Origin of the sequence: Pikeienuella piscinae (assembly GCF_011044155.1) — a bacterium.
Lineage (GTDB): Bacteria > Pseudomonadota > Alphaproteobacteria > Rhodobacterales > Rhodobacteraceae > Pikeienuella > Pikeienuella piscinae.
In genome coordinates this window covers 554,516-573,335 of record NZ_CP049056.1, presented here as the reverse complement: position 1 = coordinate 573,335, position 18,820 = coordinate 554,516, and the positions used below count along the sequence as shown (strand labels likewise).

Sequence of the window (18,820 nt, the reverse complement as noted above, 5' to 3'; positions counted from 1 at the left end):
ATTTGAAGATTTTTTTTGCACAACCGCGAATGATCATAGCGGCGCCATGATGATGCTGGGTTGCGTCGAAACGAAGCCGTTCCGCCGATGCGCGAGTCGCAACGGCGAAGCGAATCTTCGGGCGCGCGGTTTGTGAGCAGATTCGCGCGCACGACCCGCATCCGGCGTTCGGGGCGCCGTCGGCGCTAGATCTCCAACACGATGCAGGTCGTTGTTCCGGTGGCGAAGAGTTTGCCGTTCGCGTCGATCATTCGTCCTTCCGCCGTCGCCGTACGCCGGCCGACGTGCACGGCGCGCCCTTCGGCGCGGATCAGTCCGCTGCCCGTCGTCGCGGCCCGCAGGATGTTGATCTTGTATTCGAGCGTCGTGTAGCTGCGACCCGCCGGCAACATGGTATGCACCGCGCAGGCCATGCAACTGTCGAGCAGCGTTCCAAACCAGCCGCCATGGACCGAACCAATGGGATTATAGGCTTCGAATTTCGCTTCGCCGGCGAAGACCACGCGGCCGGGCTCCACTTCCACCATGTCGAAATCGAGAGTTTTGGCGATTGGCGCTCGGGGGAGTCGCCCCTCGCTGATCGCGCGGATGAATTCGAGCCCGGACATCGCGCCGATCGTCGCGCGATCCGGGAGGTCCTCCAGGGAGTTCGCATCAAGTCTCATGGTTCGTTTCCGCTCCTTTGCAAGCGCGCCATACCTTCGCAATCCGGCGTCGCTGGCAAGCCCGTCCCAAGCTGACGCGGCGTCAGAAAGCGCGCGGCGCGGAGCGCTTGAATCCACTGGCGCCCTCGCCCATTCTCCGCGCCGTCTCAATCTGGATGGGGTGTATTCCATGCGTCTTAGCGCGCTCATCGGCGTCTTCGGCCTCGCTGCGGGCGCGACCTTGGCGACTGCGGGCGGCGTCTCGGCCGCGGGCGCGAGGGGGGCGCCGATCGAATGTGGCGCGCCCTATCTTGTCGGCCGTGGCGATACATTGCAGAAAATCGCCGAGCGCGCCTATGGACCGGACGCATCCTACGTCACGCTGCACGAGGCCAACCGCGCGCTGATCGGCCGTAACGCCTCGCAACTCGAAATTGGCATGACGATCGAGGTGCCCTGTCTGAGTACGTCAGACGAACTGATCGCGCCGGAAGCCGAAGCCGCCGCGGCGGAGCTGCGTGAAACCGCAACCGGGGCGCCGCAACCCGTCGATCCGGCGCGAGTCATGAACTCATCGCGGCAGATAGAAACCGCGACATCCCACCCGGCCAGCGATGACGCTCTCTCCGCGCCATCAGCCTCGACCCAACCGCTCCGCGTCGTCGCCGCGGGCGGATGGGCGCCGTTTCTGGACGAGAAGCGGGAAAAGGGCGGGATGATCGCGGAGATTCTGTCGACCGCTCTCTCGCGCGTCATGTCCCCCGACGAGTTCAGGATCGACTTCATCAACGACCGGGCCGCGCATCTCGACCCGCTTCTGACCGATCTCGCCTATGATGTTTCGCTCGCCTGGATCCGCCCCGACTGCGACCGGATCTGGAGGCTGGGGGTGGAATCACGTCGCCGCTGTCGCAATCTCGTCTGGTCCGCCCCGCTTCTGGAGCAGGTGTTCAGCTATTACACCCGCGTTGAGGAGGCGGCCCCCGCCGATCACCGCGCGCTTGGCGGCAGAACGCTCTGCCGCCCGGAAACCTACTCCCTCGGCATGATGGAGACGGTCGGGCTCGTCGAGCCGTATATCGAGCTGAAACGCGCGGCGACGGCGGAGCGCTGCTTTGCGATGCTGCTCGAAGGCGAGGTCGACGCCGTGGTCGTCGCCACGGCCGTCGCCGACGAGGCGCTCACGACGCTGAAGGCGACCGAAACCATCACCGAGCAGCCACAGCTGGCGACGGTCGTCACGCTCCATGCCGTGACGTCGATCAGGAACCCGAGAAAAGCCGAACTGATCGCCCGGATTGACGAGGGTCTTCACATGATGCGTGAAGATGGAGCATGGTTCGAGATCGTACGACGGCACCTGAGCGCCCAAGTGCGACGCGATGGCGCCGGCGGGTAGCGTTCAGTCTTTTTCCAAAAGGTCAAGAAACAGCGCGGCCGCCTTGAAATCGCGTTTCTTTTTAGCGGCCATAGCCGCAGCCTCAGCGTCAACGCCCCAGAACTCCTCCTGCCAGCTTTCGTCCACCCGGCTGAGCCGCCATCCCTCCTCGGCCTCCAGCCGCCGCGCCGCCACCGCCAGGGCGATGACGAGCGAACCGGAGAGCGCGGCGAGATCGTAGAGCGCGGTCAGCCGGAAGGCGTCATGGGCCGCGACCGCCGCCTTGAGCCGGCGTTGTCCTTCTTCGGGCTGAAGCGCGTGCATCACCCCGGTCGTGACCACGAGCCGGGCGCCGTGCGCAGCCTCCACCCAGCTGACCAGCGGATCCCACGCCGCCTCCTGCCGGGCGCGCAGCGCGGCGGGCGCATTGGCGCGATAGGAGACGAGGTCGGTTCCGCCATAGGCGGCGACGATCTCGACCACCGCCTCATGCTCCGGCGCGGTGCGGTCGATGGCGGTGTTGACGGCGCGGGTGATCGGCATCTCCGCAGGCTTCACTTGCGTCTCCTGCGCCGCCCATTCTTCGGCCGCCGCCGCCGCCAGGGCGCGGCCCGGCGTCACGAAAACCGCTTTCGCCGGTGTGCGGATCGGCCTTTCGTCCAGTGTGACCGTCCAGCCGGCCGGCGTTTCGACCGCCTCCGCCGTCTTGTAAAATCGCTTCAAGAGCCGCCCCGCATCTTCGCAATCCGCGTTCGCGGCTCATATAGCGGCGGCGGGGCGCGGGCGCGACCCCTACTCAGGCATTGGCCATTTCCTCCAGCATCGCGCGATCCTTCGTGGCGACCGGCCAGAAACTTTCGATCACCAGTTCGGAGGACGTCACCTCCTCGGCGCCGCCGAACACCGTGGTTGCGCTCATCAGATCGAGCCGACCGAGCGGCGTCATGACGCTGAGCGGGATCGCGACGCGGCCGGGTGCGGCGGTAACCGGGCCGGGCGCCGCGCCGCGCGGGACCGGATAGCCGAGCAATTCGTCGCGCAGCGCGGTGAGCGCGGAATCGCCGGCGAGTTCGGCCTCGCGGGTCAGTCGCGCCGTGAGATGGGCGCGCCATTCACGAAAATTGGCGAGGCGCGGCGCCAGTCCCTCGGGGTGGAGCGACAGTTTGAGAACATTGACTGGGGGTTCGAGCAAAGCGTCGGCCACCCCCTTCATAAGCCGCATTGCGGCCGGGTTGGCTTCGATCAGGTTCCAGTGACGGTCCACCGCGAGCGCCGGCGCCGGATTGGCGGCGGCGAGCATCGCGCGCGCCGCGCCGCGCACCGCCTCCAGCGCGGGGTCGTCGAATGACCGCACGGGCCGCGCGGGCGCGAACCCGGCGGCGAGATAAAGCGCATTCATGGCTCGCGGCGGAAGATCGAGAGCGGCGGCGAGCCGGCCAACCGTTTCCCGGCTCGGCCGCGCGCGGCCGGATTCGAGAAAGCTGAGATGGCGCTGCGACATCGGCGTCTCCACCGCAAGCTCGAGTTGGCTCCGCCGACGGCGTTTCCGCCAGTCGCGCACCAGAGCCCCGAAATCGTTCTGCTCCATGTTCATGGCCGAAATCTATTCCGACCGGTGCATTCGCGCCATTACTTCCGGGGTAATCGCACCCTGCCGCAGCGATAGCCATTCTCGAGCCTGTCGACCGCGAAAGGAGACGAATATGAGATTCGAAATCACTCCGGCGATCCTTCGCCGCATCCTCATCCTCGACGCCGCGACATGCGCCGTGATGGGCGTGGGGCTTCTAGCCTTTTCGGGGCCGGTCGCGGCGCTGACCGCCCTGCCCATTCCGCTGCTGACCGGAGCCGGCGCGCTGCTGCCGCCCATTGCGGCGCTGATCGCGTTTGTTGCGTCACGCGCGGCGCCCTGGCTTCTGCGCCTCGTCGTTTGGGGCAATGTCGCCTGGGCGGCCGCCAGCCTCGCGCTCGTCTTCGGCCTCGCGCCGATGAACGGGTTTGGAGTCGCATTCGTCCTGCTTCAGGCTGTGGCGGTCGCGGGTTTCGCGGCCGCGGAACAAGCTGGCCTCGCCCGCATGCGGATGATCGGAGAGGCGCGCTCATGAATACTGAAACGCTCCAGAAAACCATGCCTTTCGCCAGGACGCTCGGCGTGAAGGTGATCTCCGCAACGCCCGATCTGGTCGAGGCGGAGATGACGATCCGCCCGGATCTCTGCACCGCCGGGGGCGTCGCGCATGGCGGGGTCGTCATCAGCCTCGCCGATTCGCTCGGCGGACTCGGCGCCTTCCTGAACCTTCCGGAAGGCGCGGCCGGCACCGTGACGGTGGAGAGCAAGACCAACCTTCTCGGGTCCGCGAAGTCCGGCGCGACGGTCAAGGCGCGGACGGAGCCGGTGCAGCGCGGCAAGCGTCTGCAGGTCTGGCGGACGGACATCACGGATGAGGACGGCAAGCCGGTCGCGCTGACGATCCAGACCCAGCTGAACCTCTGAAAGAAAGCACCGACGCCGCTCAGACGGCGTCGGAACGCCGATCGTCGCGACGCCGCGCGGCATAGGCCGGCTCGAACTCGAACCCGTAATCGAGCGAATCGAGCGGCGCCGGAGAGAGCGAATAGGTCGCGTCGCGGAGGTAATCCATCAGGCGCGCCGGGTCGCCCGCCGCGCTCCGGATCGCGTCCGGCGCCAGCGGCGCGCCGATCGTCGCCTGGATCGCGCCGCCGACCCGGGCGCCGAACTCCTTGATCAGGAGCGCGACCCGCAGCGTCGGGTGCAAATGGCTCGCAATCTGGAACATGCGGCTGTTGGCGCCGTGAAAATAGACCGGGACCACGTGCGCCCCGGAACGCGACACGAGCCGCGCGGTGAAGTTCCGCCAGGCCGGGTCCATCGGTCGCCCGAACGGCCGTTTCGCGGTGGAGACGGTGCCGCCCGGGAAAATCCCGATGGCGCCGCCCCCTGCGAGATAGGCGAGCGCCTGTCTGCGGGTCTCCAGATTGACCATCTGCGCGGCGCGGGTCTCGTCGAAGCTGATCGGCAGGATCATCTCTTCAAGCTCGCGTGCGCGGTGAAAGATCTTGTGCGCCACGATGCGAAAATGCGGCCGGCGGGCGGAGAGTATTCGCCCCATCGCCATGCCGTCGAGAATGCCGAACGGGTGGTTGGCGACGATCACCAGCGGCCCTTCCACCGGAATCCGCTCCAGCCCGCCCCTCCCGAGCTCGACATGGACGCGGTAACGCTCGGTCATCACCTCCCAGAAATCGCGCCCCGCCGAAACCTCGGTCTCATAGCCGAGCGCCATGCGAATCAGCCGGGGCCGTCCGGTCAGGTTCTCGATGGAGCGGATCACCACCCGCCCGGCGCGCGAACGCGCGCTGTAAGCGTAGGAGATCTCCCCCGGTGTTCGCCTTAAATGATCTGTCGCGCCACGCATCGCCGCCTGATTACGGCGCCGCCGCACCGATTGACAACGTTCGGAATGACGAAGGCGCGCCGCCGCCGGCGTCATGAGATGCGCGCGGGCAACAGGCGTCGGTTGTGGAACAGGATCGTCTGTAGCGCGCGGATTCCTTGTTGCATTGCAACGCTCGAAACCCTATCTGCGCCGTTCCACAGGGTCGCCGATCCCATCTTCGATCACTCGGGGGGCGCTAAGGGACCACTGGGCCTGGTATTTTTGGTTGGAGGGATGCGCCATGAACAGCGCCCACCTTTTCCGACTGGGGACCGACCTGGAATATGGCGCCACCCACGAGGAAACGGATCGTCACGGTGACGAGGCCGTGTCTTGCTACACACTTCCGCTTGACGACGGCTACAAGCTGGCCGCCGACAACGACCTTTTCGATGCGGAGCGGGAAGATCACTTCATGCGCCGCGACGGGAAGGTCTTCGCCGGCACGCACCTCATCCTCGAGGTGGTTGAGGGCGAGGGACTGGACGATCAGGAACGGATCGAAGCGGCGCTGCGCGATTGCGTGACCGCCTGCGGCGCGACGCTGCTCCATATCCACACGCACAAATTCACCCCGCAGGGCGTCTCCGGAGTCGCGGTGCTGGCGGAGAGCCACATCTCCGTCCACACATGGCCGGAGATCGGCTACGGCGCGTTCGACGTCTTCATGTGCGGCGACGCCGAACCTCGCCACGCGATCGGAGTCCTGCGCCGTGCGTTCAGCGCGCGAGAAGTGCGGGTGAAAGAGCTTCTGCGCGGCGAAGGGATTGTCGAGGCGGCGCTGTGAACGACTGGATCGACGAGACGCTGCACCCTGACTATCGCCAGCGGTTGCGTGCGGCGCGGATGATCTACGACAGCCGCACCGATCATCAGCGCCTCCAGGTCTTCGAGAACCCGGTCTTCGGCCGGGTTCTCACCCTCGACGGCGTTGTGCAGGTGACGGAGGGCGATGAGTACATCTATCATGAGATGCTCACCCACACGCCGCTGCTCGCCCATGGCGCGGCGCGGCGGGTTCTGATCATCGGCGGCGGCGACGGCGGCATGGCGCGCGAAGTGCTGCGTCATGGCGCGGTGGAAGAAGTCGTTATGGTGGAGATCGACGCCAGCGTCGTCGAGTTCTCGAAAAAATGGCTTCCCGGAATCTCCGCCGGCGCTTTCGACGATCAGCGACTCCGGTTGGAGATCGCCGATGGCGCCGATTATGTCGCGACCGCGGACGCGCGTTTCGACGTCATCATCATCGACAGCACCGACCCGATCGGGCCGGGCGAGACGCTGTTCACCGACAGTTTCTATGGGCGCACGCGCCAGCGCCTGGCGGATGGCGGCATCCTCGTCACCCAGAACGGGGTTCCATTTCTACAGCCCGAGGAACTGCGCGGGACGATGCGGGCCTTTCGCGCCCTGTTCGCCGATGCGACGGCCTATCTCGCCACGGTGCCGACCTACGCCGGCGGACCGATGGCCTTTGGCTGGGGAACCGATGGCCAGGCGCGCGAAACCCCGGAGCAGGTGCTGGAGGGGCGGATGGGCGCCGCCGGGCTGACCGGCCTTCGCTATTACACCCCCGCCGTCCACAAGGCGGCTTTCGCTCTGCCGGGCTATGTCAGCCGGCTGGTCGGCTGATCGGGGCGGTTTCGCCTGAGTCACATAAATGTTTCAGGTTTCGGTCGAATCGACTCCGCGCCGGCGCCCGCGCGCCCTTGCACAGACGGCGAAGTGGAAAAATATTAGCATCCAATGGTTAGCGTGATTTCTTCAACTTTACGGAGAATGCCGACCAATGCGCCGTATATCACTGACACCGCTTGTCGGCCTCGCACTTCTTCTCCTCGCGGGTTGCGCGCCGCCGCCGCAGGCTGAAGCGCCCGCGCCCGAACCCGCCCCCGCGCTTACGCCGGTATCGTCGATGCAGGTGGTGATGGATCGATTCAATGTGCCGTTCAGAACGCCGTTGAAGGGCAAGGCCATCCTCGTCAATATTCCATCGTTCGAACTGATCGCCATCGAAGATGGCGAGGAAGTCTTTCGCAGCAAGGTGATCGTCGGCGCGCCGGGTGGGCCGGACACCGAAACGCCGCTTGTCGACACCTGGGTCTCTGTCGTCCGCTTCCGGCCGACCTGGCGCCCGACCCCGACCATGGTCCGGAGTGGCGAATACCAGGCGCGGACTTGGCCCGCGGGCAAGGGCAATCCGCTCGGTCTCGCGGCCATCCGGCTGCAGCCCGGCATGCTGATCTATCTCCACGACACCAATCGCAAGAAACTCTTCGAGCGCGACATGCGCGCCCTTTCCCATGGTTGCGTCCGGGTCGAACGCTGGGACGAGGTGATCGCATGGCTCCAGGGGATCGACATCGAGGAGGTCCATCAATACGCCAACGGGCGCCGGACTTTCGACATGCCTGCCGACCCGGTCCCGGTGTATTTTCGCTATTATCGCGCATTTCCCGATTCGGAAGGGCGGCTGCGGACCTTTGACGACGTTTATGGCATTGGCCCATCAACCGATCCGTTCGTGAGCGGCGCGCGCGCGACGATTCCCACGCCGCCCGCGTAAGCCGCGCCATCGCGCATTCCACCGCGACCGGCAGGAGCCCCTCGCCCACGGCGTCCTGCTACTTGCACCGGAGCGAAAGCGACGTCATCCACGCTATGCGATTTCGCGAGCGACGCGATGTGGACCAGATATCGGGGCGGCCATCCCCGCACTCGGCCTGACAGACGTTTTAGGACCGTAGCCGTCATTGGGGCGCCGGTCGGAAATTATGGAACGCCGTTTCATCCTCCCGGTTGCCGTCACGGCGGACGTGCATCGGCCGCCGGCTCCACCTGCTCGACAAAGTTGAAGAATGTCTCGACACCCGCCGCAATGCCGGGCTCGGGCGATCGCGGTCTTGGCGGTGACGGATGGCCGAATACCGGAGGCTTGACTCCTAATCCATAAAAAACCATCTGGACGGTATCTTCAGGAGACCGCCCATGCCACCCGTCTTCGCCTCTTATCTCGCTCTCGGCGGCGCCATTCTCTGCGAGGTGACCGGCTCCGCTCTGCTGCTCAAGTCGGAGCAATTCACCAGGGTCGCGCCGACCGTGTTGATGGCGCTGTTCTACATCGGCTCGTTCTATCTGCTTTCGCTGGCGCTGCGGTCCATCCCGCTCGGCGTCGCCTACGCGATCTGGGCTGGACTCGGCGTCGTGCTGACCGCCGCGATCAGCACCCTGTTCTTCCGTCAATCGTTCGATCTCGCTGCGTGGGTCGGAATCGGCTTCATTGTCACGGGCGTCGTCATTCTGAACGGCGTCTCGCGCTCGACGGGCCACTGATGGCCGTTGGCCATCACAGAAAGAAGAGGCCCGACGCCGTTCGCGCCGCGCTTCTGACGGCCGCCGAGGACCTTGCGCGCGAGCACGGGCTCCGATCCGTCACCATGCAGGCGGTTTCGGACGCCGCAGGGGTGACGAAAGGCGGTCTGCTTCACCACTACCCTAACAGGGACGCCCTGCTTCGCGGGCTTTTCGAAGCCTATATCGCACGGCTTGAACATGCGATCGCAGATCTGATGATCGCCGATGAGACGCGTTTTGGCCGCTTCACCCGCGCCTACATTCGAGCGACTCTCGACCCCGTCGCAATGGAGAGCGAGCCGGCGTCGGCGGGGGTGCTTTCCGCCTTCATGGGCGATCCCGGCCTGCGGAAGCGTTGGTATGAATGGCTCGCGTCGCAAGAGGCGATGCATGCGGAGACGGATTCCGCCCTGAACCTGAGGATCGCGCGACTCGCGGCGGACGGGTTCTGGTTTGCGCAAGCGGATGGCGTTCCGCTCGAGGACGAGCGCGGCCTTCGCGGTGAGATCCTTCGACTCGCAAACCCTGCTAACCGCTGAGCAAGATCCTTCCGCTCCCTTCACCAAAGAAAAAAGCCCGCCGAAGCGGGCTTTTCGCGTCTCGTGTCCAATCGCCTCAGCGCTTGGAGAACTGAAAGCTCCGGCGTGCTTTGCGGCGGCCGTATTTCTTGCGTTCGACGACACGGCTGTCGCGGGTCAGGAAGCCCGCCGCCTTCAGCGCGGGGCGCAGCGCCGGATCGTAGAGGCTGAGCGCCTTGGAGACGCCGTGCTTGACCGCGCCGGCTTGGCCGGAAAGTCCGCCGCCCTTCACCTTCGCCATCACGTCAAACTGGCCGTCGACATTGGCGACGGTGAACGCCTGCTTCAGAACCATCTGCAACACCGGACGGGCGAAATAGGTCGCCATTTCCTTGCCGTTCACCATGATCTTGCCGGAACCGGGGCGAACCCAGACGCGGGCGACCGCGTCCTTCCGCTTGCCGGTGGCGTAGGACCGGCCAAGCGCGTCACGCACCGGCTCACGCGGGGCCGCGACCTCTTCGACCGTCGTATCGGCGGCGGCGACGCCGCTCGCGTCCACCGCGTCCTTCAGATCGTCGAGCGATTTGATCTCTTCAGCCATGCTCATGCGCTCCGCGTGTTCTTCTTGTTCATCGAACGGACGTCCAGCACCTCGGGCGCCTGCGCCTCATGCGGGTGCGTCTCGCCGGCGTAGACCCGGAGATTTCCGAGTTGCTTGCGGCTCAACGGCCCGCCCGGCATCATCCGCTCCACCGCCTTCTCCATCACACGCTCGGGATGCGCGCCGTCGAGGATCTGCGCCGCGGTGCGCGACTTGATCCCGCCCGGATGGCCGGTGTGGCGATAATAGGTCTTGTCGGCGCGCTTGTTGCCGGTCATCTGCACCTTCTCGGCGTTGATGACGATCACATTGTCGCCCATGTCCATATGCGGCGTGAAGGTGGCCTTGTGCTTGCCGCGTAGCCGCATGGCGACGATCGAGGCGAGGCGGCCCAGGACGACGCCGCTGGCGTCGACGATCACCCATTTCTTCTCGATATCGGCCGGTCTGGCGCTGTAGGTTTTCATGTTTCGTCCAGTTCTTGGCCCAAATCGGGCGTTATTCCGCTCGTCGCGCCTACATAAGCGCGACGGATGGCGCGTTCTAACGATTCGTGCGGCGAAGTCAATCTCCGACAGGAGAAAAAGCCCTTCTTTTTCAATTGCCTGTAAAGGTGGTATTTAACTACCCCACTATTTCACGGACGCCGGGGCGGGATGGCGTAGGTAAGCGTCGCATGCGCGACCGGCTGCGCTTGACCTTCGGACCAGACCGTCGCATCCCCGGTGGCGAGCAATTTGCCGAGTTTAAGGATGCGCACATCACAGATCAGCGCCGTTGGCGCCGGCTTGTTGAAAAAGTTGATCGACGCATTCGTGGTCACGGTCAGCGCCTCGCGCCCGATCATCGCCAGAAGCGCGACATAAAAGCCGCAATCCACCGCCTCGAACATCGCCGGGCCGGAGACCGTGCCGCCCGGGCGGATGTCGCCCGACCCGGTTCTCCGCCGCATCCTGACCCGCATCGGCGCGAGTTCGATGACGTCGAACCTGCCGACGACACCAGGAAAAACCTCCTCCAGATAGGCGAGAACCTCTCCGGCGTTCAGAAGTAACGGCCTCTCATCCATAGCATCCTCTTGCTGCGGCGCGGGCGCGTTCATGACGTCTCGGGTGCGATCATTTCAACTTCCTCACCTTCGATGATGGCGGTATAAAAGCAACTCCGCCGGTTGGTGTGGCAGGCTGCGCCGGTCTGCTCGACGCTGAGGAGAAGACAGTCGCGGTCGCAATCGACGCGCAATTCTTTCAGGCGCTGGATATGGCCGGAGGTGTCTCCCTTCCTCCAGAGTTCGGCGCGCGAGCGCGACCAATAGGTCACGCGCCCGCTCGCGAGCGTCTCGGCGACGGCGCGCGCGTTCATCCACGCCATCATCAGCACTTCGCCGGAAGTCGCATCCTGAGCGATCGCAGGGATCAGACCGCGCGCATCATAGACCAATGTCGCAGGGTCAAACGGCTCAGACATGGTTTCTCCTTCCCTCCGCCTCTTTCGCAGAGGCCGCGACCGCGCTATCTAAGCAATGAGGCTGGAGACTGAAATGCCTGACACCGATCTCATCCAACTTTATTCCAAGCGCATTCTCGCGCTGGCCGCGGATATTCCGCTCACCCGCCCGCTTGACGGGGCGCCCGACGGCGCGGCGAAGAAGCGCTCGCCCCTTTGCGGCTCTACGGTTTCTGTCGCGCTTCGGGTTGAGGATGGCCAGATTTCCGAGTTCGCTCAGGACGTGAAGGCCTGCGCGCTCGGCCAGGCCTCCGCCGCCGTGCTCGGTGGCGTGGTGATTGGGCGGACTCGTGATGAAATCGCTAGTGGACGCAATGCTTTGCACGCCATGTTGAAAGCCGGCGCGGAGCCGCCGGGCGCACCCTTCGACGGGCTCGAGGTGCTGGCGCCGGCGAAAGATTACAAGAACCGCCACGCTTCGATCCTGCTGGCTTGGGACGCGACGCTCGCGGCGCTCGACGAGGCCGCGGCGCAACGCGTGGGCTGAGAGCCGCCCTACCCCACCGCCGCCAGAAGCTGCGCGTTGCCGCCCGCCGCGGTCGTGTCGATCGAGAGCGAACGCTCAGCAGCGAAACGCTCCGGCGCAATCTCCTCGGCGATGAGCCGGATAAGCGGCCCCTCCCGGCCGGCGAGGGTAAGACGAAGCGCGCCCGCGCGTGACGGTTCCGAAAGCGCCAGCGCTTCGAAATGCGCCGCAGCGAGGAAACCCTCTGGCGGATCGCCGTCCAGCGCTAGCAACGGCAAACGCGGGTCGAGAAGCGGCACCATGGCGCGCGTCGCCTCCGGCCCGATCGCGAGGACGGCGTTACCGATCCGCAGCGCCTGAACCGCATGACCGAGCAGCGCCTCCCCCGCCCCGAGGCAGATCACGCGGCCAAGCGGCGCAAGGCGCAGCCGGTTCGATTCTCCGGTCGGTCCCGGCAGATCGAGCGGGCCGCAATCGAGCGCCGCCGCCGCGTTCATCGCCGCCGACGCGCGCCCGCGCAACAATTCGCGCAGGATGTCGATCCGGTCCCGCCGCCCGGCCCAGTCCCCCGGCGAGAGCCGGCCGAGAAGAGCGCGCGCGGCCGCCCCATCGAGAGGCGGCCGCGCGGCGACGGCTGGCGCCGCCGCGGCGCGAGGCGCAGGGCGGGAGCGAAACCGAGCGAGGTAATGCGGGCCGCCGGCCTTCGGCCCGGTTCCCGAAAGCCCTTCGCCGCCGAAGGGCTGCGAGCCGACGATAGCGCCGATCTGGTTCCTGTTGACGTAAAGATTACCGACCGCGGCGGTGTCCACGACCTGCTGCACGCGCCGGTCGATCCTGGTGTGAAGGCCGAAGGTCAACCCGTAACCTTTTGCGTTGACCGCGCGCACCACCGCATCGACCCGATCGGCGGGAAAGGTGGCGACATGCAGGACGGGACCGAAAACCTCGCGCTCGATCGCCTCGATTCCACTGACGCGGATCGCAGCCGGGGCGGAGAACACGCCGGCCCCGGGCGCCGCGATGCGATGCAGGAGCCGCCCTTCGTTCTGCGCCGCCTCGACATGGTTCTCGATCGTCTCGCGCGCCTCTTCGTCAATCACCGGGCCGATATCCGTCTCCAGCCGCAGCGGGTCGCCGATCCGCAACGCATCCATCGCGCCGAAGAGCATTTCCGTCAGCTTCGGCGCCACGTCCTCCTGCACGTATAGGACACGGAGCGCCGAGCAGCGCTGGCCGGCGCTCTGGAAGGCGGAGGCGACGATGTCGCGCACCGCCTGTTCGGGAAGCGCGGTGCTGTCGACGATCATCGCGTTGAGCCCGCCGGTCTCCGCGATCAGCATCGCCTCGGGCGCAGTTTTCGCGAGTTGACGCTCGATCAGCCGCGCGACCTCCGTCGAGCCGGTGAAACAGACCCCTCCGAGACCGCGAGCGGCGGTCAGCGCCGCGCCGATATCACCCGCGCCCTGAACGAGGCGGAGTGCGTCGATGGGAACCCCGGCCTCATGCAGCAGCCGGATCGCGAGCGCTGCGATCAGCGGCGTCTGTTCGGCTGGTTTCGCGACCACCGCATTCCCGGCAGCCAGCGCGGCGGCGATCTGACCGGTGAAGATCGCGAGTGGGAAATTCCAAGGGGAGATGCAGGCGACGACGCCGCGCGCCGCGCCTGGCGCGCCTGGCGCGCCCGCGGCGTAGTAGCGCAGAAAATCGACAGCCTCGCGAAGCTCCGCCACCGCGTCGTCCAGCGTCTTGCCGGCCTCGCGGGCGAGGAGGACGAAGATCTCGCCGAAATGTGCCTCATAGAGATCGGCGGCCCGCTCCAGAACCGCTGCGCGCGCGGCGGCGGGGCGCGCCGCCCAGTCCGGCGCGGCGGCGCACGCGGCCGCGACCGCCCCGGCGACGGCGTCCGGATCGGACCAGATGACGCGGCCGACCGGCGCGCCGGTGGCGGGGTTCAGCCGCACCTCGCCTTCCTCGCCCCAGAGGTGGTCGAGGAAGGGGGCGCGGGCGGCGTCGATCTCCGTGAGATCGGTCTCGCCGGCGATGTCCCAGCCCTTCGCGTTCCGCCGCTCCGGCGCGAAAAGGTCGGCGGGGGCCGGGATCAGCGGGTTCGGGGCCGGCGCCGCCTCCAGCGTCTCGAACGGGTCGGCGGCGACGGTTTCGGCGGGAACGTCCTCATCGACGATCTGGTTGACGAAGCTGGAGTTCGCGCCGTTCTCCAGCAGCCGGCGGACGAGATAGGCGAGGAGATCCTCATGCGCGCCGACCGGCGCGTATATCCGGCAGCGGGCGCCGGACTCTTTACGGATCGCTTCATGCAGCGCCTCGCCCATGCCGTGCAGGCGCTGGAACTCGAAACTCTCATCGGCCCCGCCAGCCATGATCAGGATCGCCGAGGCGCTGTGCGCGTTATGGGTGGCGAATTGCGGATAGATCCGATCCCGCATGCCGAGCAGTTTGCGGGCGCAGCCGAGATAGCTGACATCGGTCGCGGCCTTGCGGGTGAATACTGGATAATTGCCGAGGCCCATGACCTGCGCACGCTTGATCTCGGTGTCCCAATAGGCGCCTTTCACCAGGCGGACCATGATCTTGCGGTCTTTCTTCTCGGCAAGCGCGTGAAGCCAGTCGATCACCAGCGGGGCGCGGCGCTGATAGGCCTGAACGACAACGCCGAACCCGTCCCACCCCGCAAGCGACGGGTCGGAGAGCGCCGCCTCGATCACGTCGAGCGAGAGATCGAGCCGATCGACCTCCTCGGCGTCGACATTGAGGCCGATCCGCGCCGCCTTCGCCTGCTGCGCGAGCTTCAGGAGCCGCGCCGACACTTCCTCCGCGGTCACCGCCTTCATCTTCCGCTCATAGCGGGGATGGAGTGCGGAGAGTTTCACCGATATCCCCGGATTGGCGCCGATATCGTCGGATTTCGCCCGCCCGGCGATGGCGGCGATGGCGGCTTCGTAGGCGGCCATGTAGCGGTCGGCGTCGGCCATGGTCCGCGCCGCCTCGCCCAGCATGTCGTAGGAATAGGTGTAGCCCTTGGCGACCATCGCATCGCCGCGCTTCATCGCCGCGCGGATCGTTTCGCCAAGGACGAAGGCCGAACCCATCTCCCGCATTGCGGCGCCGACCGCGCGACGGATCACCGGCTCGCCGAGCCGGCGCACCATGCCGCGAAGCGCGCCGGCGACGCCGGTGTCCTCGTCATCGAGCACCCTGCCCGTCAGCATCAGCCCCCAGGTCGAGGCGTTGACGAGAATCGACCCGGAATCTCCGACATGGGCGCCCCAGTCATGCGGAGCGATCTTGTCCTGGATGAGATCGTCGATGGTCTCCGAGTCCGGTACGCGCAAGAGCGCCTCGGCGAGGCACATCAGCGCGACGCCCTCCACGGTCGAAAGGCCGTATTCGGCCAGAAAACTCTCCATCAGCCCCGGCGCGCCGGCGCCGCGCACCGCGCGCACCAGATCGGCGGCGCAGACGGCGGCGGCGGCCCGGTCCTGGGGCGAGAGCGCGGCGACCCGCGTCAGCGCCGCGAGACAGTCCGCTTCGTCGGCTTTTTCAGCGGCGCGGAGGGCGTGGCGTATCTGGTCCATGAGCAAGATCCGGCTATTGCGCGATGATGCCGATCCTAACGAGCGCCGACGTGTCGTGACAGGCCCTCTTTCTCCGGCCGGATCGGGGCGCAAGGCCCCCTCAGAGATGAATGGTCTCGGTCACCGGCTCGAAGATACGCTTCGCTGCATTGTAGCGACAGATCCGCGCCTGCCTGATCGAATGGTTCTCGACGGTCGCCGGCAGGCCGTAATAGCCGCCCGAATCCCAGTTCCGCACCCCTTCCAGCGCATCGACCAGCGCACGCGGCGTCGGAGCGACGCCGCTCGACGCGACGTCGATGAATATCTTCTCCAGAAGCGCCAGAATAGCCAGCCCGAGAAGAGACCACGCGCTGACTTCGCGATCGAAACCGGCGCCGTATTTCGCTGTCCTGAAAGCGACGAATTCGCGGTAGGCGGGGCTGTGCTCGGCCTCATGGAAATAGCGAAAGGGCATGACGCCGGCATAGCCGTCCAGAACATCGCCGAGACGCTCGTCCGCGAGGCGGGCGGCCATCGGATCCATGCTCCAGAACGTGCCGACAAAACGCGCATCCATACCGCGCGCGCGCGCCTCGGCGATGACATCCGGCCAGACATTGGCGATATAGCCGTGGACGAATATGTGATCCGGATCGGCGCGCATGAGCGCCGCGACATGCGTCTTCGGATCGACATTGTTGAGGGCTGTCGGTTCTTCGAGGACGATCTCCATACCCAGCTCCGCCGCCGCCCTGCGCGCGCGCTGCAGCGGCTCACGCCCGTATTCGGTATCGGAATGTAGAATTGCGATACGCGTCCCCCCGAGGACGCGATGTAGCGCATGGCGATTTCCGCCATGGCGCCGTAGGCCGGGCCGGCGATGAACTGCCAGGGGCTTTCACGCGGGCGCGCGAACTCGCCCGCGAAACTCGCGCCGCCGTTCAGAACCGGCGTCCTGGCGAGTTCCGGCCGAACCAGACGCATGAAGCCGGTGCTGTCGCCAAAATAGAAATGCGGCGGCGTGTCGGCTCTCATCACTCGTCTGAAGTTTTCGAGAGATGTCTTTGGATAGTAACCAGAATCCTCGTACGAAAGGTCGATCCGCCGGCCGGCGATTCCGCCCGATGCGTTTCTCATCTCGACCCAGTCCTGTGTCGTCTTGAGTCCATCGACTCCGGTCGCGGCGAAAGGGCCGGTGAGTGGGATCGAGCCGCGGATGATCCAGTCATCTCGGGAAGCGGCGTGAGAGAGAGCCGGCGCCGCAAGGGCGCCGGCCATGGCCGCCGCGCCTTTCAGCGCGGCCCGGCGGGTCAGAGTCGGCTGCATGCTGATCTCCCCTACTTGTTTCGGCGGAGTTTCGAACAGCGGGACGCAGATGACAAGCGAGCGGTGGTGCGCGCGTTCACTCCGGTAAGCCCACGCCGTTCAGCAATAGCGTTCGGGGCCTTCCCATTGGGCGGCCGAATAGCGGTCGCCATGCGCCCAGCCTACAGGCAGCGCCGTCTCGATCTCAGCGATGTCCTCAGCGGAGAGTTCGATCGCCGCGCCCCGCGCCACTTCACGCAGATGCGCGACGGAGCGTGTGCCGGGAATCGGCAGAATATGTTCTCCCTGATGGAGAAGCCAGGCGATGGCGATCGCAGCGGCGGGCTCGCCCCGCGCCGCCGCGAGCGCGCGAAAGCGGTCGCTGATCGCGAGATTGGCGGAGAGGTTCGGCTCCTGAAAGCGGGGGTTCCCCTTCATGAAGCTCATCCCGGCGAGCGCATCGGCGTGATGCGGGCGATCCGTCAGGATCGCGCGACCGACGGGTGAAAATGCGACAAGCGCGACGCCAAGCTCTGCGCAGGTCTGGACGAGCCCAAGTTCGGGCGAACGAACCGCCAGCGAGTATTCCGATTGCACCGCCGCGATGGGGGTGACGGCATGGGCGCGGCGCAGCGACGATGGCGCGATCTCTGAAAATCCGACCGCCTTTGTCTTCCCGGCCTGCACCAGCGCGGCGAGATTCTCCGCGACCTCTTCAATCGGCGTCGCAGCGTCGCGGCGATGAACGTAGAAAAGATCGACGGCGTCCACGCCAAGACGGTTCAGGCTGCTGTCAAGTTCCGCCTCGAGGTATTCGCGACTGTTATCGATACGCCGCTTACCCTCCGGCGTTCTGGCGATTCCGGCCTTGGTGGCGATGGTGAACGGATTCGCGCCGCCCCGCGCCCTCAGCCATTCGCCGATCCATTCTTCCGAGCGGCCCATGCCGTAGACGTTCGATGTGTCGATATGGTCGACGCCAAGGTCGAGGCAGGCGTCGAGGATATCGAACGAACCTTCCCGGGTCGCCTCGCCATAGAAATCGGAGAATGACATCGCGCCATAACCGACCGCGCCGACAAGCGGGCCGCCGCGGCCCAGGCTGCGTTTCTGCATCTTGTTTCCCATCCGCTCTGTCGTCGCAATCTGCGCCGCGGGCGCGCCGCGAAAAGCGGCGCCGCGCCCGCCCTCGCCTATTTCGGCGCCATGCGGATCGCCCCGTCGAGTCGCACCACCTCGCCGTTCAGCATCACGTTCTCGATCATGTGGCGAACAAGCGCGGCGTATTCCTCCGGGCCGCCCAGCCGGGCCGGGAACGGAACCTGCGCGCCGAGGCTCTTCTGCGCCTCTTCCGGCAGACCCTTGAGCATCGGCGTCAGGAAAAGCCCCGGCGCGATGGCGAGAACGCGAACGCCGGAGCGCGAGAGATCGCGCGCCATCGGCAGCGTCATGCCGACGACGCCCGCCTTGGAGGAGCCATAGGCGACCTGCCCGATCTGTCCGTCATAGGCGGCGACGGAGGCGGTGTTGATAAGCACCCCGCGCTCGCCATCGTCATTCACCGGCTCGACCGCCGCCATGCCCGCCGCGGCCTGTGAGCAGGCGTTGAAGGTGCCGATGAGATTGACGCCGATCACCTTGGCGTATTTCGCCGCGTCGTGCGGCGCGCCATCGCGGTTCACGGTGCGTTCGGGCGGGGCGATTCCCGCGCAGTTGACCAGAACCCGCTCCTGCCCATGCGCCGCGCGCGCCTTCGTGAAGCCCGCGGCGACCGATTGCGGATCGGAAACGTCGACCTTCGCGAAGACACCGCCAATCTCCGCCGCGACGGCTTCGCCTGCCGCCTCGTTCATGTCGAAGAGCGCGACCTTCGCGCCAAGCCCGGCGAGCATTCGCGCCGTCGCTTCGCCAAGCCCGGAGGCGCCGCCGGTCACGACCGCGGCGATACCTTCGATTTTCATATGTTAGTCCTCGTTTCGTTGTCTGGTGGATGGCGCCGGCGGATCCGGCGC

General features: G+C 66.2%; 20 protein-coding genes and 1 pseudogene. 9 read left to right on the top strand and 12 right to left on the bottom strand.

Annotation, left to right across the window (positions count from 1 at the left end):
• Window positions 1-185 precede the first annotated feature (185 nt).
• On the bottom strand, window positions 186-665 hold the full coding sequence (locus tag G5B40_RS02660) for a PaaI family thioesterase (RefSeq protein WP_165094652.1): 480 nt from the start codon (window positions 663-665) through the stop codon (window positions 186-188).
• A gap of 169 nt (window positions 666-834) precedes the next feature.
• On the opposite strand from G5B40_RS02660, the gene G5B40_RS02655 reads away from it, so the two are divergent.
• The gene (locus G5B40_RS02655) at window positions 835-2,043 is read left to right on the top strand and encodes a transporter substrate-binding domain-containing protein (RefSeq protein WP_165094650.1); all 1,209 of its coding nucleotides are present in this window, start codon (window positions 835-837) and stop codon (window positions 2,041-2,043) included.
• A gap of 3 nt (window positions 2,044-2,046) precedes the next feature.
• Here G5B40_RS02655 and G5B40_RS02650 read toward each other — a convergent pair whose 3' ends face one another.
• Entirely contained in the window at window positions 2,047-2,745 is a 699-nt protein-coding gene (locus G5B40_RS02650) for an ATP12 family chaperone protein (RefSeq protein ID WP_165094647.1), read from the bottom strand.
• A 73-nt stretch (window positions 2,746-2,818) separates the two neighbouring features.
• Window positions 2,819-3,616, bottom strand: coding sequence for a helix-turn-helix domain-containing protein (locus G5B40_RS02645; RefSeq protein ID WP_165094645.1), 798 nt, complete (start codon window positions 3,614-3,616; stop codon window positions 2,819-2,821).
• 109 nt (window positions 3,617-3,725) lie between these two features.
• Here G5B40_RS02645 and G5B40_RS02640 point away from each other — a divergent pair, with 109 nt between their 5' ends.
• Both G5B40_RS02640 and G5B40_RS02635 read left to right on the top strand, forming a co-directional pair.
• Window positions 3,726-4,127 carry a hypothetical protein gene (locus G5B40_RS02640; protein ID WP_179961594.1) on the top strand — a complete coding sequence of 134 codons (402 nt, stop codon included), beginning with the start codon at window positions 3,726-3,728 and terminating at the stop codon, window positions 4,125-4,127.
• A complete protein-coding gene (locus G5B40_RS02635; RefSeq protein WP_211907402.1) occupies window positions 4,124-4,516 on the top strand; it encodes a PaaI family thioesterase in 393 nt (130 codons plus the stop codon). The genes G5B40_RS02640 and G5B40_RS02635 overlap by 4 nt, the downstream gene beginning before the upstream one ends.
• A 19-nt stretch (window positions 4,517-4,535) precedes the next feature.
• On the opposite strand, the gene G5B40_RS02630 is transcribed toward G5B40_RS02635, so the two are convergent.
• Entirely contained in the window at window positions 4,536-5,459 is a 924-nt protein-coding gene (locus tag G5B40_RS02630; RefSeq protein ID WP_165094642.1) for a lysophospholipid acyltransferase family protein, read from the bottom strand.
• A 262-nt stretch (window positions 5,460-5,721) separates the two neighbouring features.
• Between G5B40_RS02630 and speD the strand changes: the two genes are divergently transcribed.
• From speD to G5B40_RS02605, 5 genes are all read left to right on the top strand, one after another.
• On the top strand, window positions 5,722-6,267 hold the full coding sequence (gene speD / locus G5B40_RS02625; protein WP_165094640.1) for an adenosylmethionine decarboxylase: 546 nt from the start codon (window positions 5,722-5,724) through the stop codon (window positions 6,265-6,267).
• On the top strand, window positions 6,264-7,112 hold the full coding sequence (gene speE / locus G5B40_RS02620; protein WP_165094637.1) for a polyamine aminopropyltransferase: 849 nt from the start codon (window positions 6,264-6,266) through the stop codon (window positions 7,110-7,112). Before speD ends, speE begins: the two co-directional genes overlap by 4 nt.
• Window positions 7,113-7,269: 157 nt before the next feature.
• Window positions 7,270-8,046, top strand: coding sequence for a L,D-transpeptidase family protein (locus G5B40_RS02615; protein WP_165094634.1), 777 nt, complete (start codon window positions 7,270-7,272; stop codon window positions 8,044-8,046).
• Between the two features lie 422 nt (window positions 8,047-8,468).
• Entirely contained in the window at window positions 8,469-8,813 is a 345-nt protein-coding gene (locus G5B40_RS02610; RefSeq protein WP_165094631.1) for a DMT family transporter, read from the top strand.
• Window positions 8,813-9,373 (top strand): TetR/AcrR family transcriptional regulator, encoded by a 561-nt coding sequence (locus G5B40_RS02605; protein ID WP_165094629.1) that lies wholly within the window; start codon window positions 8,813-8,815, stop codon window positions 9,371-9,373. Before G5B40_RS02610 ends, G5B40_RS02605 begins: the two co-directional genes overlap by 1 nt.
• 76 nt (window positions 9,374-9,449) lie before the next feature.
• Here G5B40_RS02605 and rpsI read toward each other — a convergent pair whose 3' ends face one another.
• The 4 genes from rpsI to hisI form a co-directional block, all read right to left on the bottom strand.
• Entirely contained in the window at window positions 9,450-9,956 is a 507-nt protein-coding gene (gene rpsI / locus G5B40_RS02600) for a 30S ribosomal protein S9 (RefSeq protein WP_165094626.1), read from the bottom strand.
• Between the two features lie 2 nt (window positions 9,957-9,958).
• Window positions 9,959-10,423 carry a 50S ribosomal protein L13 gene (gene rplM / locus G5B40_RS02595; protein WP_165094624.1) on the bottom strand — a complete coding sequence of 155 codons (465 nt, stop codon included), beginning with the start codon at window positions 10,421-10,423 and terminating at the stop codon, window positions 9,959-9,961.
• A gap of 170 nt (window positions 10,424-10,593) precedes the next feature.
• Window positions 10,594-11,025 carry a PaaI family thioesterase gene (locus G5B40_RS02590; protein WP_165094621.1) on the bottom strand — a complete coding sequence of 144 codons (432 nt, stop codon included), beginning with the start codon at window positions 11,023-11,025 and terminating at the stop codon, window positions 10,594-10,596.
• A gap of 29 nt (window positions 11,026-11,054) precedes the next feature.
• A complete protein-coding gene (gene hisI, locus G5B40_RS02585) occupies window positions 11,055-11,423 on the bottom strand; it encodes a phosphoribosyl-AMP cyclohydrolase (protein WP_165094619.1) in 369 nt (122 codons plus the stop codon).
• Window positions 11,424-11,496: 73 nt separating this feature from the next.
• Between hisI and G5B40_RS02580 the strand changes: the two genes are divergently transcribed.
• Entirely contained in the window at window positions 11,497-11,949 is a 453-nt protein-coding gene (locus G5B40_RS02580) for an iron-sulfur cluster assembly scaffold protein (RefSeq protein WP_165094616.1), read from the top strand.
• Window positions 11,950-11,957: 8 nt separating this feature from the next.
• Here the strand turns inward: G5B40_RS02580 and putA are convergent, their stop codons facing one another.
• From putA to G5B40_RS02560, 4 genes and pseudogenes are all read right to left on the bottom strand, one after another.
• Window positions 11,958-15,521 (bottom strand): bifunctional proline dehydrogenase/L-glutamate gamma-semialdehyde dehydrogenase PutA, encoded by a 3,564-nt coding sequence (putA, locus tag G5B40_RS02575; RefSeq protein WP_165094613.1) that lies wholly within the window; start codon window positions 15,519-15,521, stop codon window positions 11,958-11,960.
• A 100-nt stretch (window positions 15,522-15,621) separates the two neighbouring features.
• A pseudogene (locus G5B40_RS02570) lies at window positions 15,622-16,781 on the bottom strand (ABC transporter substrate-binding protein).
• Between the two features lie 147 nt (window positions 16,782-16,928).
• Window positions 16,929-17,924, bottom strand: a complete 996-nt coding sequence (locus G5B40_RS02565) for an aldo/keto reductase (protein ID WP_165094611.1) — start codon at window positions 17,922-17,924, stop codon at window positions 16,929-16,931.
• A gap of 77 nt (window positions 17,925-18,001) precedes the next feature.
• Window positions 18,002-18,769 carry an SDR family NAD(P)-dependent oxidoreductase gene (locus G5B40_RS02560; protein ID WP_165094609.1) on the bottom strand — a complete coding sequence of 256 codons (768 nt, stop codon included), beginning with the start codon at window positions 18,767-18,769 and terminating at the stop codon, window positions 18,002-18,004.
• Window positions 18,770-18,820 lie beyond the last annotated feature (51 nt).

What these genes read in the sequence shown, in the direction of transcription:
- G5B40_RS02660 (WP_165094652.1), bottom strand. Translation starts at nt 665, where the DNA reads ATGAGACTTGATGCGAACTCCCTGGAGGACCTCCCGGATCGCGCGACG.
- G5B40_RS02655 (WP_165094650.1), top strand. Translation starts at nt 835, where the DNA reads ATGCGTCTTAGCGCGCTCATCGGCGTCTTCGGCCTCGCTGCGGGCGCG.
- G5B40_RS02645 (WP_165094645.1), bottom strand. Translation starts at nt 3,616, where the DNA reads ATGAACATGGAGCAGAACGATTTCGGGGCTCTGGTGCGCGACTGGCGG.
- G5B40_RS02640 (WP_179961594.1), top strand. Translation starts at nt 3,726, where the DNA reads ATGAGATTCGAAATCACTCCGGCGATCCTTCGCCGCATCCTCATCCTC.
- G5B40_RS02635 (WP_211907402.1), top strand. Translation starts at nt 4,124, where the DNA reads ATGAATACTGAAACGCTCCAGAAAACCATGCCTTTCGCCAGGACGCTC.
- G5B40_RS02630 (WP_165094642.1), bottom strand. Translation starts at nt 5,459, where the DNA reads ATGCGTGGCGCGACAGATCATTTAAGGCGAACACCGGGGGAGATCTCC.
- speD (WP_165094640.1), top strand. Translation starts at nt 5,722, where the DNA reads ATGAACAGCGCCCACCTTTTCCGACTGGGGACCGACCTGGAATATGGC.
- G5B40_RS02615 (WP_165094634.1), top strand. Translation starts at nt 7,270, where the DNA reads ATGCGCCGTATATCACTGACACCGCTTGTCGGCCTCGCACTTCTTCTC.
- G5B40_RS02610 (WP_165094631.1), top strand. Translation starts at nt 8,469, where the DNA reads ATGCCACCCGTCTTCGCCTCTTATCTCGCTCTCGGCGGCGCCATTCTC.
- G5B40_RS02605 (WP_165094629.1), top strand. Translation starts at nt 8,813, where the DNA reads ATGGCCGTTGGCCATCACAGAAAGAAGAGGCCCGACGCCGTTCGCGCC.
- rpsI (WP_165094626.1), bottom strand. Translation starts at nt 9,956, where the DNA reads ATGGCTGAAGAGATCAAATCGCTCGACGATCTGAAGGACGCGGTGGAC.
- rplM (WP_165094624.1), bottom strand. Translation starts at nt 10,423, where the DNA reads ATGAAAACCTACAGCGCCAGACCGGCCGATATCGAGAAGAAATGGGTG.
- G5B40_RS02590 (WP_165094621.1), bottom strand. Translation starts at nt 11,025, where the DNA reads ATGGATGAGAGGCCGTTACTTCTGAACGCCGGAGAGGTTCTCGCCTAT.
- hisI (WP_165094619.1), bottom strand. Translation starts at nt 11,423, where the DNA reads ATGTCTGAGCCGTTTGACCCTGCGACATTGGTCTATGATGCGCGCGGT.
- G5B40_RS02580 (WP_165094616.1), top strand. Translation starts at nt 11,497, where the DNA reads ATGCCTGACACCGATCTCATCCAACTTTATTCCAAGCGCATTCTCGCG.
- putA (WP_165094613.1), bottom strand. Translation starts at nt 15,521, where the DNA reads ATGGACCAGATACGCCACGCCCTCCGCGCCGCTGAAAAAGCCGACGAA.
- G5B40_RS02565 (WP_165094611.1), bottom strand. Translation starts at nt 17,924, where the DNA reads ATGCAGAAACGCAGCCTGGGCCGCGGCGGCCCGCTTGTCGGCGCGGTC.
- G5B40_RS02560 (WP_165094609.1), bottom strand. Translation starts at nt 18,769, where the DNA reads ATGAAAATCGAAGGTATCGCCGCGGTCGTGACCGGCGGCGCCTCCGGG.